Genomic DNA, 16,179 nt, shown 5'->3' with positions numbered 1-16,179 from the left:
CGCCGGAATGGTTTTAGATGTTTTCCTTTTTTGCCAGGGGGCCTGGGAACGTGAGCAGACTGCTGATCGTCGACGACGACGGAGAAATTCTGGCATTGCTGAAGAAGTTCTTCGTGCAGCACGCCTACGAGGTCGACGTGGCTGCCGACGGAGAAGCCATGTGGGCAGCCATCGCCCGGCAGCGGCCAGACACCATTATCCTGGACCTCATGCTGCCCGGTGAAGGCGGCCTTAGCCTGTGCCAGAAAGTCCGGGCGCAGATGGGCATTCCAATCATCATGCTCACGGCCATGGGCGAGCTCAGTGATCGCATCGTCGGCCTGGAGCTTGGCGCCGACGACTATCTGACCAAACCGTTTGCCCCCCGCGAATTGCTGGCCCGTCTGCGGGCGGTGCAACGGCGGGCGGGGCAGCCCGTCGGCGCTGCCAGTGAGCATTCCCGGCCAATCATCGCGTTCGCCGGTTGGCATCTGGATATTACCTGCCGCGAGCTGCGCTCTCCCGAGGGCGTGATGATTCCGCTGTCCGGTGGCGAATTCGACTTGCTGGTGGTGTTTCTTGAGCATCCTCAGCGCATCCTCACCCGCGACCAATTGATCGACCTGACCCACGGCCGGGGCCACGACGCCTTCGACCGCAGCATTGACGTGCAGGTCAGCCGGCTGCGGCGCAAGATCGAGCCCGATTGCAAACGCCCGGACCTGATCCGCACGGTACGCAATGGCGGCTATCTGTTCACCGCCCCGGTCACCCGGTCATGATCCGCGACCTGTTGCGTCGCGACACCCTGAACCGGCGCATCGCCCTGACCATTCTCGCCGCGATGCTCGCTTCGCTGGCGCTTAATGCCTTGTTCGTCCAGGTTGCCGGGGTCTGGGCGCGCCCGCCGATCGAGCGCACAGGGTTGCTGGAGCAGATGGCCGCCACCACCAAAGTCATCGAAGCCGCGCCTGCAACGCTGCGTCCGCAACTGGCGGCAGCGGCCAGCGATGCCCGCCTGCATGTGGCGTGGCGTAACGAGCCCGCGGATTTCGGCCTTCCCGACGGCAACACGGCGCTTCAAACGGGCGAAGTCCCGGGGATACAAGCACTGTTTGGCACTGGGCGACAAATTAAGGTGTTCAGCCCCGACGATTGGCCGCGTGGCAGCCCCGAGGCGCACTATGTTGCGCTCGTGCAGTTGCTCGATGGCAGCTGGTTGTCATTCGTCCCGCCTGAACGCACGTGGGGGCTGAGCGCACCCACGCGCATCGCGGTGATCATCACCCTGGGGTTGATCGCGACCTTGTTGGTGGCCTGGCTCGCGACCCGGCAATTGGCCCAACCGTTGCAGCGTTTCGCCAGTGCCGCCAGGCGTTTTGGTGGTGATTTGCGCGCTCCGCCCATCGACAGCGAAGGCCCCCACGAAATACGCCAGGCCATCATCGCCTTCAACACCATGCAGGCGCAGATCCAGCATTTCATCGGCGAACGCACCCATATGCTCGCGGCGATTTCCCACGACTTGCGCGCGCCTTTGACGCGGATTCGCCTGCGTTGCGAGTTCATGGAGGATCTGGACCATCAGCACAAACTGATTCGCGATGTCGAGGAAATGCAGTCGATGATCAACACTGCGCTGGCGTTCTTTCGCGACGATACGGTGCTGGAGCAACGCACTGCATTCGATCTGTCGGAGCTGCTGCAAACCATCATCGATGATTATCGCGACCAGCATTTTGCGGTGGATTTCATTGGGCCGTCCCACCTGGTCTATCACGGACGCCCACTGGGACTTAAGCGGGTGATGGTCAACCTGCTGGAGAACGCCGCCAAATATGCGCGTCACCCTGGCATCTCTCTGAGTGGGGACGGTCAGCGCATCTGCATTGAGGTTCATGACCAGGGACCGGGGATTCCCGAGGCTGACCTTGAGCGCGTATTCGATCCATTCTTTCGCCTCGAAACCTCGCGCAATCGTAATACCGGTGGCGTGGGTCTCGGGCTTTCAGCAGCGCGCGCCATTGTGCGCGAGCAGGGCGGCGAACTGACGCTAAGCAACCGTCTGCGTGGCTCAGGCTTGGTGGCGCGGGTCGAGTTGCCTCTATAGCCTGATGCGGGGCGCGCATTATTTTCGCATTACGTTATGCGTTATAGGTATTTTACACGCACCTCTTAGAACCGCATCGTATCGATCCTTACGAATATTGCCGAGACCGCGCGCGCGGATCGACTTGACTGCCCCACACGGCATCTGGAGACGAGCGTGCGTTACCTGACAACATTGGCGGCCGGGTTGGCCGCCACCTTGCTAAGCCTGACGGCACAGGCACAAACCCTGGTCGTGGGTGACCAGAGCTATAACGCCCAAGCGGTGATGGAAGCGGCGGGGGTGCTGGATGATCTGCCCTATACCCTGGAATGGAAGCAATTCACCGCCGGGTCACCGGTGGCCGAAGCGCTCAACGTCGGCAGCCTGGATATCGGCCTGCTGGGCGATGCGCCGGTATTGTTCCTGGGCGCGTTGGGCGCACCGATCAAGGTGATTGCCGTCAGCCGCCAGAATCTTGCGGGCGTGGCGATTTTGGTGAAAAAGGATTCGTCGATCCACAGCCTGGCCGATCTTGCGGGCAAGCGCGCGGCCATCTGGAAGGGCTCCTGGAGCCAGCAACTGCTGCTGACTGCATTGGATAAAGCCGGGGTTGCACGGGACTCTCTGGAGTTACGCTACCTCAGCGCGCTGGATGCGTCCCATGCGCTGGAGGGCGGCGCGGTTGACGTCATCGCCACCTGGGAGCCCTATGTCACGCAACAGGAACGCCAGGGTGCGCGAGTGCTGGCGACCGCCGAGGGGTTGATCCCGGCCCAGAGTTTTATCGCCGCCAACGCCAATGCGGTAGAGGCCAAGCGTGAGCCTATCAGCGACTTTCTCCAGCGGCTGAAAAAAGCCCGTGACTGGGCTCGCCAAAACCCGACCAACGCCGATGCCTATGCCGATGCCTGGGCCAAGCGCACCCGTGCCGACGCCGACATCGCCCGTGTGTGGTTTGCTCGGGCGCGCACCACCGTCGAGCCACTGACCGCCCAGGCGCCTGTGGAGGCGCAAAAGACCGTGGACTTTTTCGCCAGCCAGGGCCTGATCAAGGCTTACCCGGCCGCCCAACTGTTTGACCCGTCCTTCGCGGCGTCCTTGCAGCCAGCCGTCGCCACCCGCCAGCCCTGAAGGTTCTTGTCATGACTAAAAGACAGCTCAAACTGGGCGCCCTGACCATGGGCAGCGGTGGCCCGGGCCGCCATAACCTGTGGCTCGACCCGCAACTGCCGGCCGATGCCAGCGTCAACGTCGATTGGTACATCGAAATTGCGCGCCAGGCCGAGGCGGCGCTGTTCGACTTGATGTTTATCGTCGACAGCCAATTTATCACCCCCGGCTCGCCATCCCATTACCTCAATCGCCTGGAGCCGCTGACACTGTTATCGGCGCTGGCGGTGAGTACCCGGCATATCGGCCTGGTTGGCACGCTGACCACCTCCTACAACTCGCCGTATAACGTGGCGCGGCGCCTGGCGTCCCTGGATTTGATCAGCAAAGGCCGCGCCGGCTGGAACGTGGTCACCAGCGGTGATGCTGGCACCGCAGGCAATTACAGCCGCGATGAACATTATGACTACGCTACCCGCTATGGCCGCGCCGCCGAACACGTCCAGGTGGTGCAGGGGTTGTGGAACTCTTACGAAGACGATGCGTTTGTGCGCGACCGCGCTACCGGCCAGTTTCTCGACCCCAGCAAGCTGCACAGCCTGAACCACCAGGGCGAACATTTTCGCGTGGTCGGCCCGCTGAATATCCAACGCTCACCCCAGGGCCAACCGGTGATCTTTCAGGCCGGTGATTCCGAGCCAGGCCGCGATCTGGGCGCCGCCACGGCGGACGTGATCTTCACCCATGCGGCCAGCATCGAGCAGGGCCAGGCGTTTTACCGGGATATCAAGGGCAGGGCGGCACAAAGAGGGCGCGATCCGGAGCAGTTATTGATCATGCCCGGTGCGGAAGTCTATGTGGGTGACACTGATGCACAGGCCCGGGAAATCGAGCAGCACTACCATCAACTCGACCATAGTTTTGAACTGGCGCTCAAGGAGTTCGGGCGTAATTTCGGCTGGCATGATTTCAGCCAGTACGACCTGGATGCGCCATTCCCGCAAGAGAGCCTGGAAGCGGCGCGCAGCAGTTTTTTCACCAATGCCAAACGCATTGCCGATCAGGCGCGGGAGAAGGGTTTCACCTTGCGCCAGGCCATTGAGTTTGGTCGGCAACTGCGTCCTGGCGCCTTCGTGGGTAGCGCCGATACGGTGACGCAGAAAATGGCTGACTGGCTCCAGGCGCGGGCTGTGGACGGGTTCAATATCTACATCGGCCACCCCGGGCAGTTCGATCGATTCACCCGGGAGGTGATTCCGTTGTTGCAGGAACGCGGGGTTTATCGCACAGAGTATGAAGGCTCGACTTTGCGCGAAAGTCTGGGGCTGGCGATACCACGGTTTAAGGTTTGATAGCGGTGTCGACAAGGCGCCCAACACCTCCCCGTTTCGCATAACTGCTGTGCAGTTCCAGGGATTAATCCGCCGGCGCGCACTGCCTATAGTTCATTCACACACCGCAGCGTTTAAACGCGCTGCGGGCTCCAGCCAAAAACTGAGGTGAGCCTGATGAACCGTGAATTCAACCCTGCGCCGACGGATATAAACCAAGTGGACGCCGAGTACTTCGAGTACAGCAAGGCGGCCAACCCCATCAGTGCCAACCTTATTGCGCGCATTCCCTACCACAGCTTTCCCGCCTCGTTATACGACAGTGGCCCTTCACGCGTGGTACCGCTGGACCTCAGTGACGCCTTGGGCTGCGAAGGCCCTGCGACAGGCCCCGGGCTGTGCGCGAACTTCATGCGCCTTAACCGTGGCGACACGCTGACCCTGCAACCCAATGCGACGTCCCAGGTGTTCTACGTGATCGCAGGCGAGGGCAGCGTGGTTCAGGGCGAACATGAGATTCAATGGTCAAAAGGTTGTTTTATGGCCTTGCCTGGCTTGCAGGCAGCACACTTCAGCGCCCGCCAGGATGCCCGTCTTTACTACGTGCACGATGAACCGTTATTGCGTTACCTGGGGGTGGCAGGCAGCGCAGACCGCTTCGCGCCGACGTTGTACCCCGCAGAACTGGCTAACGCCAAGCTGCGTGAAGCGGCCGACGATCCTCGTGCGCAAGACCGCAGCCGCATCAGCATTTTGCTGGGCAACCGCAACTTCCCCCAGACGCGCACCGTGACCCACGTGCTGTGGGCCATGTATGGGATCCTGCCGGCAGGCTCGGTACAGAAACCTCACCGGCATCAGTCGATTGCGCTGGACTTCATCATTGATTGCCCGCCGGGCTGTTACTCGCTGGTGGGCACCGAGTTGGACGCGGACGGGCAGATCCGCAATCCGCAGCGGGTGGACTGGTCGCCTGGCCTGGCATTTGTCACGCCGCCGGGGTACTGGCACGCGCACTTCAATGAATCGGACACCGAGGCGTTCCTGATTCCGATTCAGGACGCAGGGCTGCAAACCTATCTGCGCTCGCTGGATATTCGCTTCAGTTGAGTGATGTCCACTCAGGCGTCTGGCCCAGTCGCTCAACGATAAAGTCGATAAAACACCTGACCTTGGACGACACTATGCGCTTGGGCGGGTAGACAAACCACACGGCGAAGTCGCGCTCGACATCGCGTATTCGCCATTGCGGCAGCCACACGAGCAACTCGCCGGCCTGGATGCTCTGGGCGACCAACCAATCCGGCAAAAGGGCAAAGCCCAGCCCCTGGCGAGCGGCGATCAGTTGTGCGTCGAGATCATTTATCCGAATGCAGCCGTTGTGCAGCAGCGGTGATACCTGATCGCCGCAGACAAAGCTGATAGCGCCCGTAGGCAGCGTACCCAACACCGCAGGCAAACCGGCGAGGTCGGCGGGGGTTGAGGGTGCAGGGTGCTGCCTGGCAAAAGCCGGGCTGACCACCACGCGGTAGTGGCCGTCGCAGAGTTTGCGGGCCTTGAGCGTCGAATCGGCCAGCGCGCCAATGCGTATGGCTAGATCGACGCCGGCATGAATCAGGTTGACCTGAGCATTATCCAATACCAATTCCACACTGATTTGCGGGTAGCGCGCGCAAAAGTCCTTCAAGGCTGGAAGGATGTGATGGCGGGCGAATGCCGGCGGCAGGTTGAGCTTCAACAAGCCCCTGGGCTGCTGGTTCAACGCAGACGTCGCCGCCTTGGCGTGTTCCAGTTCATCCAGCACCCTGCGGGCGTGCATCAGGAAGGTCTGGCCGCCTTCGGTCAGGTGCAAGGTGCGCGTGGAGCGGTTGAACAACGCGATACCCAGGTCTTGCTCAAGATCCTTTATATAGCGTGAAACCGTGGACGCCTTGATCCCCAAACGCTCGGCTGCGCGGGAGAAGTTATTGCCTTCGGCAGCTTCGACGAAGGCGGTGAGGGCACTGAAATAGTCCAAGGACAGCCTCGGGGCAGGGCAGGAAAGTTGGCAGGTTGTTGAAGTTTGCAGGGCGCTGTCAACTCGAAACTATCGTCATTTGCTGGCACAAGCTTGATCCTGGTCAGGTAACGCTGCTGCCACGCTCTATAACCTTGAGCTTCCATCAAAGGCCAGGGACGGCTCAAGGAGCACCTCTGGTCGCCCAATCTCAAGGAAGAGTCAGCCATGCGATCATTGAAGATCCTGTTGTTATCCTCGGCATTCAACGGTTTGACCCAGCGGGCCTGGCTGGATTTGCGCCAGGCGGGTCACGACCCCAGCGTTGTGGTATTCACCGATGAAACCACGGTGTGTCGCCAGATCGAGGCGTCAGGCGCCGACCTGGTGATCTGCCCATTCCTGAAGGACCGTGTACCACAGCAGCTATGGAGCCACCCGCAGCGCCCGGTGGTGATCATCCATCCCGGCATCGTCGGCGACCGTGGCGCCAGCGCACTGGACTGGGCCATCACCCAGCAGGTCAGGCGCTGGGGCGTCACGGCCCTGCAGGCCGTGGAGGAAATGGACGCCGGGCCGATCTGGTCGACCTGTGAATTCGATATGCCCGCCGATGTGCGCAAATCCGAGCTGTACAACGGCCCGGTGAGTGACGCGGCGATCGTCTGCATCCGCGACGTGGTGGAAAAATTCGCCAATGGCTTCGTCCCGGAGCCCCTCGACTACACGCAACCCAGCGTTATCGGGCGGTTGCAGCCGAACATGACCCAGGCTGACCGCACCTTCAGTTGGTTCGATTGCGCAAGCTTCATCAAGCGCAGCATCGACGCCGCCGACGGCCAGCCCGGTGTGTTGGCAAGCCTGCTGGGTGGGCAATATTACCTGTACGACGCGCACTTGGACTCACGCCAGGGCACCCCGGGAGATATCCTCGCGGTACAGGACGACGCCGTGTTGGTGGCAGCTGGGGATCACAGCCTGTGGATCGGCTCGCTCAAACGCAAGGCCCAGCCAGGGGAGGAGACCTTCAAGCTGCCGGCTCGCCATGTCTTGGCTGAACAACTGGCTGACATTCCGGTGTTGAACAGCTCGATCGCGCAACAAAGCTTCAATGCGCTGGCCTATCAACCGATTCGCTACCGGGAGGCCGGTCACGTCGGCGAACTGACATTCGAGTTCTACAACGGCGCCATGAGCACCGAACAATGCCAACGGCTGGTGGCAGCATTGCGCTGGGCCAAGGCGCGAGCCACCCAAGTGTTGTTGATCAAGGGCGGGCGCGGGAGCTTTTCCAATGGCGTACACCTCAATGTCATCCAGGCCGCCAAAGTGCCGGGGCTGGAAGCCTGGGCCAATATTCAAGCCATCGACGATGTGTGCCGGGAGCTGCTAACCGCCAGGCAACTGGTGATCAGCGGCCTGACCGGCAGTGCGGGCGCAGGCGGCGTGATGCTCGCGCTGGCCGCTGACATTGTATTGGCCCGTGAGGGGGTAGTGCTCAACCCGCATTACAAAACCATGGGGCTCTATGGCTCCGAATACTGGACCTACAGCTTGCCACGGGCCGTCGGCACTGAGATCGCGCACAAGCTCACCGAAGAATGCCTGCCCGTCAGTGCCGTCCAGGCCTTGCAGTACGGCATGGTTCAGGACATCGGCCCACGCTGCCTACACGCCTTTGATCTGTGGCTCTCTCAACAGGCCCAAAGCGCGCTGACCGATGAGAAGTACCTGTACGCACGCACCCGTAAAGCCACGCTGGATAGTCAGCAGGTTGAACGTTGCCGCGAACATGAGCTGGTACAGATGCAGTTGGATATGGTGCAAAACCGCCAACAGTTTGCCGAAAAGTGCCGCAACTTCGTGTTTAAACGCAAAACCTGCCGGACCCCGCAGCGCTTGATCGCGCCCTGGGCGGTGACGTACGAGGCCGAAGTCCCGGAATGCTGAATGGCTGACCGATCCTCTACGGTCGACGCGGGGAGGGTACAGCCTCGCATTGGGCAATAGGGTTCCCCATAATGGAGGCCAATTCGCCCAAACGCTCAGACCAGAGGCCCCATGGAACTGCACAACCTCAACGATAACGCAGCGCTCGTATGAATCGTGCGCTGTTTATTTCGTTGGATGGGCCCAAGGGCACCGGCAAAACCACGCTGTTGGAGGCCGTCACGGCAGCATTGAGGGCTGATAACAAGAAGGTGGTCCGATTGTGCGAACGCAAAAGCGATCCCTATCGAGCGCAAACGATGGCTCTGGTTAACAAATTCGCCAGAGACCCCAGCCGGGATCTGGAACTTGAGGTGTGTGAACGCTTTGCTGACAGCCGCAGTTGGATTACCCGGCACGTACTGGCTGCACAGCCACCTGACAGCATCATCCTGATGGATCGCTGGTACCCGTCCGATGCGGCGTTTCGGCGGTTGATACCGTTTACAGACATTCTTGCGCTGAACCTTGATCGACAGGTGCAAGTGCCGGATCTGCATGTGGGGGTTGTCACCTCAGCGCAAATATCCTGGGCGAGGGCAGCGACACGACGGCGCGGGTTGAGCAGTACGGTGATGCATAAGCTGGAGGAGCAGGTTGTGTGTACAGAGGCGTTTGAGCGGGCGGTTGTGGGGCAGGGGTGGGTGATGTGTCGCAATGAAGGGACGATTGAGGAGGCGATGAGGCGGGTGGTTTCTGCGATCTATACTTATTGTTTTTAAAAGTTTTACCTTGGTCAGCGCTATGACCGATATGCGTGAAGGCTCACCTTTAATCAGGTCATCGCAGGCAGATGATTTGTGACAAAGTTTTGCAAATAGCACAAAACCGTACCTGTGTCGCTACTCAATCCACTTTTGTTTATTGAAAAATCGGCTTCCTCCGCTATGTTCATTCATGCGAGGACGCCGTTACGCTTTCGACGTGCTTGGATAAACAGCCAGACAAGGAGCAAGTCATGAACCAGAAGATCCAGCAAGATGCAGTAGCCGCACCCGCTCATCAAGACGGCGAGAAAGTGCTGTTCAGCAAGGAGGAATTGCAGGTCTTGAGCGACGCCATCAAGAAGTCCAAAACCGGAGCTTCGCAAACCAAGGCGGCGAGCTGCGCATACCACCGTTGAGCTGACCCAGAAAAAGCAAGAAAGGACTTTCTTGCTTTTTCTCCTTTTGGGTGCTGAGCATTCAATTGTCAACCAGGGAGGTGGGCATGAGAGCGATCTTTATCGGCCATCAAACATGGCTTGTGGAACACGGAAGTACCAGGATCCTGATTGACCCGCTGTTATGTGAAGACTTCGGCCTGGTCGACGCGCACCGGATCGAGATCTATCCGCCGAGGGTTGTTGATGCCACGGCACTATCCGATATAGACCTGATTTTTCTCAGTCATGAGCATTCCGATCATTTCGATATCCATTCGCTGAATCTGTTGCCACGTTCCGCCCGGTTTGTCGTGGGAGCGACCATCGTCGAACCGGTCAAGCAATGCATCCGCGACCTTGGGTTCACCCTTACGCAAGTCTGCGACACCGAGCCGATGCTGATCGGTGACTTGAGCCTGCGCTTCTATCCGGCAGATCCCAAGACCGCCTTCTGGGAAAGTCGGGTTACCCAGGTGCATATCGAGGAGGCCGAGCAGCCAAGCAATGGCATCTTCATTGCCGTGGACGCCCTGGTGTCCGAGGTGTTCAAGACCGATATCGTCGAAGGTCGACTGGCACCGCCCAAACTTGTCATTGTCTCGAACAACTCCAGGGTGTCACCTCCGGGAGCTTTTCAGTCCCTGGAAAACTGGGGCAAGAACGCGAGTGACGGCAACCGTAAGGTCGGTCCGCTGGGGATCGGTGTGCTGAGCGCTGTGCTGACCAGCTACATGGACGATTTTCCGGTGCAACCCGCAAACATAGCTCTTTGCGGCGGCGGGTTCATCAAGCGTATGGGAGAGTTCGCCGCTTTCCCCTTTTCCGACCAGCCGACATTGAGCAGATTGGCTAATCGGCTCAGCCTGGACACCAATATTGTCGGCCTGCTGCCAGGCGAAGCCTTTGCCCTTGATCCAGATCTCGGCCAGCAGGCGATCATCGACTGGGTCCAGGTAGACAAGGTGCAGCACAACTTGCTGATCGATGAACTGGATCAGTTCATCGAGGCACGCAAGACCGTCGAGGTGGTCGCCTCGGTAAGACCCGACGTGCAGGACGTCGAGGCTTATGAAGAGCTGCTGCAACGCGCGCTGGCCGAGCTGCAACGCCTGGCGAAAAGCCTGATGCTGTTCATTACCGGGCGCAAGGCGTTGGCGATGTCTCACTACAAGGGGCGCAAGCTGGGGCCGAAACGAATCGTTTTCAGTTTTGCCTCGCATGCTCTCGGGCTTCAGGACAGCTATGCGCTGAATCTGATCAGCGGCCAGTTCGAGGCTGAGACGCACAACCAACTCGAATCGCTGGTCGAGCAGTATCCCTTTGGCATATGCCTGCCCCTGGTGGACTTCATCGGCATGGTAGAGGGTGACCTGCAGATCTGGGACATCGTGGGCGTTTCGGTCCAGTCCTGGTTCGAGAGCGGCATCTTCGACGGCTTGATCCCGTTCTTCTACAGCTATTACGGCGAGAACGGCAGCCCTGAGCTATTGGCGAAAATCATCGGGCGCAGCATGCGTAATCTTGAGGTGGGCCCATGAAGCTGACAATGATCGGTCACGAAAGCTGGTCGTTGCAGGCTGGCGATAGTCACGTGTTGGTCGACCCGGTGCTGGGTCCTGGCTTCGGTTCCGATGCCGACCGACAGTTTGCGATAGTCCCGGCGCGCAATGTCGATCTGCAGCGCATGCCTGCGGTGGATGGCATTGTCTTGACTACCGAACACCTGCAGCACTTTCACCCAGCCTCCTTGCGCCGACTGTCGTCGGACTACGGGCATTTGCTTAAGCGCAAGGTGGTCTATGTCCCGGAACTGTTTCCCGGCGCGGCCGAAGCGATAGCCTGCGCCTGCGGTTACGAGGTGCAGCGTGTCAATACCCAGACCTCGTTTGTCATCGGCTCGCTGAGCTTGCGCTTTTACATGCCCGGCACCGAGGTACTGTTCTGGGACAGCCGGGTAGCGTCGCTGCATGTCGAGCACCAGAGCCGCGAGGCGATTTTCATCCAGTCTGATACGCGCATCGCCGACGCCTACTTTGCTGATGTCAATAATGGAGCTATTGCCTGGCCACAGGTCATGGTGATGACCAATAATTTCCAGGGTAGCGGGGCGCAAGGCCCCATCGGCCTGGACAACCTGTTGCCGCTGCCCGACCAGCGCTACACCAGGGTGTCGGGCTTGCGTCTGCTGGACGAAATCGTTCACAAGCCAATGCGCCGACTTGACCAGGTACCGACCTTGATCATCGCGGGCAACGGTTATCGCGATCCCTCAGGCAAGATGCATCACCCCTGGTCGAACCTCGAACTGGCGCAGATCTGCAGCGAACTATCGTTGTTACGGACGGTGTACTCGCTCACACCCGGCGAAAGCTTCGACGTGGCGATGGCACGGCCTGGCGAGCCGGCGGACTGGATCCGCTTGTCCGATGAATACGCCGGGGTCAGTCCGGCGAAAGGGCGATGCCGGACGACGTCGCTCGACAAGCAGCAGATCAAGGCCCATCTCGACGAAATGGCCAGGACATGGCTTATCACCCGCTATGGCCAGGTGCTGATGACGCAGAGCAATTACCTGGGGCGTCCCGTCGGTCCGTGCCGTGCGGTGCTGCAGTTGACCCGGCGCGACGGCGCCGACCAACAGTGGCTGCTGGACGTGTCCAGGGTCGAGTTCGTCCAGGTGCCGGACGAAGGCGCGGGGGCAATAAAGCTTTATCCCTACGGCATCCGTGTCGACCATGACGATTTCTGTCAACTGGTTCTGGGCGAGTTGCAAATATGGGAGCTGCTCAACCTGTCGGCATCGCAGTGGTATGTCTGCGATCGCTATGACAGTCCGCTGGCGTTCTGGCTCGAGTATTACAACGAGCAAGTGGACTATGAACGCGCTCTGCGCAGTTATGAACTGTCCCTGGCGACCGCGCCATGAGCGGGCAAAGAACCTTTGAACATGTGCATCTGGAACTCCTCGAAGCAGCTCAGGTAGAGCAGCACCGCCAGGCGCTTGGCGACCTGTTGGCCGAGCGTTATCAGGTTCTGCTTGTACTCGGCCAGTCGGTCAAGTCCCTGGTCTGCTCCGGCCTGTGCATGGTCTCGGGCGAGCAGGTGGTGATCAAGCGTTACTTTGACGAGGCGGCCTATGCCGCTGAGGCCAGCGGGTATTTGCTGTTCCGTTCGGGTCCGATCGCAGGAATGCGCTATCAGGATTCGCGGCATCAGGTACTGGTGCTGGAAGCTCTCCAGGGTCGTTTGCCGGTTTTGGCCGATCTGCCTGAAGTGATTGCGGCCTATGCAGCGATGCATTCTACGGCCCTGGCTAATTTCCAGCGTGTCATGGGCCACCGCAGTACCCCTGAATTCCTCGATCCTTGTCTGTCTTCCAGCTGTCGTTTTCCCTCGTTTGACCTGCAGGGCATCAGCGTCGGTGACTGCAAGGCGGAGCATCTGCTTGTTACGGTGAATGGCGTGCACATCCTCGACCTGGAGACCTATTCACTGCAGCGCAGCGTGTGGTTCGACATTTTGTCCTTGAGCCGCTTTCTGGGGGCAGGACCATCATGTCCGTGGAGTCTGGAGGAATGGGTGGCCCGCTACTGCGAATGCCGGAAGATTCCCGCGCACTATTACGATCTACAGAAAATCCGAGACTACCTGCAGCGCGTACAGTCCCTGGAGCCGGGTCGGGTGTACTGCGAGGAGGCGCTGTCGTGAAGTGGATGTACTCTTTTACCCCAGAATTGCGCTATCGGACAGCCGCTCGCTCCGAAGGACGAGCGTTCGCCGATGGTTTTTTCGGCTTGGCCTTCAACCTTGCGCCTTGGGCGGTCGGTGCTTATGTACTGGTGTCGCTGTTGCAGTACAGCGTGCCGCTGTTGTTCATCTACACGCTGAGTACGCTGGTGGCTGCCCAAAACAGCGTCGATACCACGCCGGGGGACATCGCGCTCCTGGCGTTCCTGGCCATCAGCGGGTTCTTGCTGGTGGTGAGCGAGCTCAATCTGGAACGCTACATCTCGCTGAGGTTATGCCGCGAATTCGAGCACCTTCTGGCGCGCAAGATGCCCTCCCGCGTAGAGGTCGCTTTGCTGGAGCGGGTGGTTTCCAGGGATTTCAGCGTCATTCTAGAGGGCATCGGCACTAGCGTTAATCTGCTGGCTATCCCGGTTTTTCTTCTGCTTTCCATCCTGATGGCATTTCTGGTTTTCGGTACGGCAGGGTTATGGGCCGTTGCGGTGATCGGTGTGTTTCTGCCGTTCTCGTATCTGCTGTCCAGGCTCTCGGATCGCAACTACCAGCGGATCATGGATATGACCGCGCAGCGCATCGAACAGTGTTCGGCATGGTTGCGCAAAGGCCCGTGGCTCAAACAGTTCGCTGACCGCACGGCCTTGCAGAACATCGAGCGGACACTGACGGGCGAACGCGGCCTGCGCAACCTGGATACGCTGCTGCGCGGCGCTGACAGCTACATCATTGGTTTCGGTCGCTTGATTCCTTTTGTGTTGCTTGGGCTGCTGGGCACCTCAGAATCGGCCACGGTCTGGGACGGGGCGATTTTCTGGCTGAGTATCCCGTTGCTGGCTGCGGTACTTGCGTTGCCCCGCGCTTATGTGAGTTACAAGGCCGTCGGCCGCTCCTTGGAAGCGCTTGATGGCCTGTATCAAAGCACCTCAAGGCAGCCGGTATTGCAGAACGCCGCCGCCGATCAGACCCGCAGCGTGATCGAGTTCGATGTCGACTGGCCGATATGGCCCGCGACACTGGTCGAACTGGTTCCAGGCCCGCTGGAGAGCCAGCGCGAGGACATACAAGCGTTGCTGGGCGCTTTCCTGTTGATACCCGAGTTGGGACAGAGCCCACAGCAAGTTATGCAACTGCCCATCGAGCTCGACGGGAGCAATCTTTCTGCCGGGCAGCGCCTGCGTTTGCAACTGCTGCGCGGAGTGTTTCTGGCTCGTACCCGGAACGGGACCCTAAGTATCGACCACGATTTCTCGGTATTGGACGCCGCGGCTGCCTTGGCAGTCAGAGACGCCTTGGAGCGCCTGCCCTGGGTGAGCTTCAGCCCATCGGCTGCAAGAGCGATCGCGCAGCGCGGGGGCTCGGCGATGGAGGTCGCTGAGAGGACGGCTCCGACGGTGTTGGAAGGCCCCACCGTGCCGGAGCATTTCAGCCTCGGCGATCTCTTCAAGTACTGTCGCTGGGGCGTGCTGATGTTGTTGGTGCCGGCGCTGATGATGAGCTACGCAGCCAACCTGACGCTGCCAGAGTCGGGTTTCTCACCCTGGCAGGTTCTGTTGTATGCCGTAACCGGGGTTGGGGCAGGGGTCGCTGCCGGGCTGTTTATCGAGGACCTGCTGCGCAGCCGCTTTTGCCGCTTGTTCATCGGGGGGCTGCGAGACATCCGGATCACCAGCCTGGCCGATGCGCTGCAGGTGGTTTCTCGCGATGTCACCACGACATTCGAACGCATTGCCTGGTATGCCCACGACATCGCCTGGATCATCGCGCTTTTACTGTGCAATGGCATGGCCTTGTGGATGGGGTTTGGCCTGTTCGGCATCGCCGTGGCGCTGTTGTTCAGCGGGTTGCTGGCGGTTTTGTACCGCCTTTCGATCGACGAGCTTTATAGAACACGGGTGGAGAGCACCAAGGGATTCGACTCCCTGCTGCGCTCGGCCCATGTGGCGTTTTCTATTTCCCGAACCGGCGGCACCGGTTTCGAACGCCTGGGGGACTGGCTGGCACTCACCCAACAGGGCGCGATAGCCGAGGGGCTGAAGCATTTCTATACCACCCGCATGCACAGTGTGATCACCCGCACGATCACCGCCGCCAGTTGCAGTTTGCTCAGCGACCTGGTGATTGTCCTGGTGGTTCTGATGGGCAGCCTCTATCGCACCAGCGATTCAGCTTTTGTGCTGGCAGTCACGGCCTTGTTGTTGGTGCGCTCTGACCTGGCCAACGTATTTCTGGCAATCACGGGGTTTAAATCGCAGTCGGTGTCCGTGACGCGCCTGCAGCATTTTGGCCAGCCCAAAAGTGTGGTGTCCGTGACGATTGTCGGTCAGAGCCTGAACATCGCGTCCTTTGTCGCTCAACGTACCTATCGTGCCCTAAGCCTGGAACGGGGACGGTTATATTCGCTCTCTGGCCATTCCGGCGCTGGCAAAAGCGATTACCTCAAGGGCGTGGCCGGTATCACCAATGTGATCACCGACGAGGCGGGCGCGCCGCAGGCTACGGCATCAACCCGCTATTACCTGGACAGCAATGTCCTGGCGCTGCTCGGTGGTGAGCCTGGGGCAAGCAACTGGCTGGATACCTGGCTGAGCGCGCTGCCAAATGACCGCCATCACCTGTTGCTGCTGGATGAGCCGTTCAGCGCTTTGTGCGCCGAGCAATTGGCGGAGCGTGTAGAAGCGTTGCACCGTTACGTCGAGCGTAGCGGCAACACCCTGGTGCTGGTGGAGCATCGCTGCAGACTGGAACATGACATCGAGCTCAGCGAGCTGGTTCGCTGATTGCCCGCCGCAAGGAA

The 16,179-nt window shown here is 59.9% G+C and carries 13 protein-coding genes; 12 read left to right on the top strand and 1 reads right to left on the bottom strand.

Features of this window, described 5'->3' with window-relative positions:
* The first annotated feature begins 17 nt into the window (after nt 1-17).
* The 5 genes from IH404_RS15260 to IH404_RS15240 all read left to right on the top strand — a co-directional run bounded on the left by IH404_RS15260 (nt 18) and on the right by IH404_RS15240 (nt 5,622).
* On the top strand, nt 18-761 hold the full coding sequence (locus tag IH404_RS15260; protein ID WP_122735028.1) for a response regulator: 744 nt from the start codon (nt 18-20) through the stop codon (nt 759-761).
* A complete protein-coding gene (locus IH404_RS15255) occupies nt 758-2,089 on the top strand; it encodes an ATP-binding protein (protein ID WP_194438294.1) in 1,332 nt (443 codons plus the stop codon). The genes IH404_RS15260 and IH404_RS15255 overlap by 4 nt, the downstream gene beginning before the upstream one ends.
* Before the next feature lie 156 nt (nt 2,090-2,245).
* Nucleotides 2,246-3,202: an ABC transporter substrate-binding protein gene (locus tag IH404_RS15250; protein ID WP_005788410.1), complete on the top strand. Its 957-nt coding sequence runs from the start codon at nt 2,246-2,248 to the stop codon at nt 3,200-3,202.
* An 11-nt stretch (nt 3,203-3,213) separates the two neighbouring features.
* Nucleotides 3,214-4,533: an LLM class flavin-dependent oxidoreductase gene (locus IH404_RS15245; protein ID WP_194438292.1), complete on the top strand. Its 1,320-nt coding sequence runs from the start codon at nt 3,214-3,216 to the stop codon at nt 4,531-4,533.
* Nucleotides 4,534-4,689: 156 nt separating this feature from the next.
* Nucleotides 4,690-5,622, top strand: coding sequence for a cupin (locus IH404_RS15240; protein WP_194438290.1), 933 nt, complete (start codon nt 4,690-4,692; stop codon nt 5,620-5,622).
* Here the strand turns inward: IH404_RS15240 and IH404_RS15235 are convergent.
* Complete coding sequence (locus IH404_RS15235) at nt 5,615-6,529, bottom strand: LysR family transcriptional regulator (protein WP_005788400.1); 915 nt, start codon at nt 6,527-6,529, stop codon at nt 5,615-5,617. The two genes, IH404_RS15240 and IH404_RS15235, sit on opposite strands and share 8 nt — an antisense overlap.
* 207 nt (nt 6,530-6,736) lie before the next feature.
* Here IH404_RS15235 and IH404_RS15230 point away from each other — a divergent pair, with 207 nt between their 5' ends.
* The 7 genes from IH404_RS15230 to IH404_RS15200 all read left to right on the top strand — a co-directional run bounded on the left by IH404_RS15230 (nt 6,737) and on the right by IH404_RS15200 (nt 16,162).
* Nucleotides 6,737-8,458 (top strand): hydrogenase maturation protein, encoded by a 1,722-nt coding sequence (locus IH404_RS15230; RefSeq protein ID WP_194438288.1) that lies wholly within the window; start codon nt 6,737-6,739, stop codon nt 8,456-8,458.
* Nucleotides 8,459-8,607: 149 nt separating this feature from the next.
* Nucleotides 8,608-9,219: a dTMP kinase gene (locus tag IH404_RS15225; protein WP_005788397.1), complete on the top strand. Its 612-nt coding sequence runs from the start codon at nt 8,608-8,610 to the stop codon at nt 9,217-9,219.
* A 236-nt stretch (nt 9,220-9,455) separates the two neighbouring features.
* Complete coding sequence (locus tag IH404_RS15220; protein ID WP_005788395.1) at nt 9,456-9,620, top strand: hypothetical protein; 165 nt, start codon at nt 9,456-9,458, stop codon at nt 9,618-9,620.
* An 86-nt stretch (nt 9,621-9,706) separates the two neighbouring features.
* The gene (locus IH404_RS15215; RefSeq protein WP_005788394.1) at nt 9,707-11,179 is read left to right on the top strand and encodes an MBL fold metallo-hydrolase; all 1,473 of its coding nucleotides are present in this window, start codon (nt 9,707-9,709) and stop codon (nt 11,177-11,179) included.
* On the top strand, nt 11,176-12,567 hold the full coding sequence (locus IH404_RS15210) for an MBL fold metallo-hydrolase (protein ID WP_005788392.1): 1,392 nt from the start codon (nt 11,176-11,178) through the stop codon (nt 12,565-12,567). Before IH404_RS15215 ends, IH404_RS15210 begins: the two co-directional genes overlap by 4 nt.
* Nucleotides 12,564-13,349 carry a hypothetical protein gene (locus tag IH404_RS15205; protein ID WP_005788390.1) on the top strand — a complete coding sequence of 262 codons (786 nt, stop codon included), beginning with the start codon at nt 12,564-12,566 and terminating at the stop codon, nt 13,347-13,349. Before IH404_RS15210 ends, IH404_RS15205 begins: the two co-directional genes overlap by 4 nt.
* A complete protein-coding gene (locus tag IH404_RS15200; RefSeq protein ID WP_194438286.1) occupies nt 13,346-16,162 on the top strand; it encodes a hypothetical protein in 2,817 nt (938 codons plus the stop codon). The genes IH404_RS15205 and IH404_RS15200 overlap by 4 nt, the downstream gene beginning before the upstream one ends.
* Nucleotides 16,163-16,179 lie beyond the last annotated feature (17 nt).

This window comes from Pseudomonas sp. OST1909 (assembly GCF_015277575.1).
GTDB classification, from domain to species: domain Bacteria; phylum Pseudomonadota; class Gammaproteobacteria; order Pseudomonadales; family Pseudomonadaceae; genus Aquipseudomonas; species Aquipseudomonas synxantha_A.
The sequence above is the reverse complement of the archived record's forward strand: the minus strand, read 5'-3'. Positions and strand labels throughout refer to the sequence as shown.

Coding starts and splice junctions, on each gene's coding strand:
- IH404_RS15260 (WP_122735028.1), top strand. CDS start 18: ATGTTTTCCTTTTTTGCCAGGGGGCCTGGGAACGTGAGCAGACTGCTG.
- IH404_RS15255 (WP_194438294.1), top strand. CDS start 758: ATGATCCGCGACCTGTTGCGTCGCGACACCCTGAACCGGCGCATCGCC.
- IH404_RS15245 (WP_194438292.1), top strand. CDS start 3,214: ATGACTAAAAGACAGCTCAAACTGGGCGCCCTGACCATGGGCAGCGGT.
- IH404_RS15240 (WP_194438290.1), top strand. CDS start 4,690: ATGAACCGTGAATTCAACCCTGCGCCGACGGATATAAACCAAGTGGAC.
- IH404_RS15230 (WP_194438288.1), top strand. CDS start 6,737: ATGCGATCATTGAAGATCCTGTTGTTATCCTCGGCATTCAACGGTTTG.
- IH404_RS15225 (WP_005788397.1), top strand. CDS start 8,608: ATGAATCGTGCGCTGTTTATTTCGTTGGATGGGCCCAAGGGCACCGGC.
- IH404_RS15220 (WP_005788395.1), top strand. CDS start 9,456: ATGAACCAGAAGATCCAGCAAGATGCAGTAGCCGCACCCGCTCATCAA.
- IH404_RS15215 (WP_005788394.1), top strand. CDS start 9,707: ATGAGAGCGATCTTTATCGGCCATCAAACATGGCTTGTGGAACACGGA.
- IH404_RS15210 (WP_005788392.1), top strand. CDS start 11,176: ATGAAGCTGACAATGATCGGTCACGAAAGCTGGTCGTTGCAGGCTGGC.
- IH404_RS15205 (WP_005788390.1), top strand. CDS start 12,564: ATGAGCGGGCAAAGAACCTTTGAACATGTGCATCTGGAACTCCTCGAA.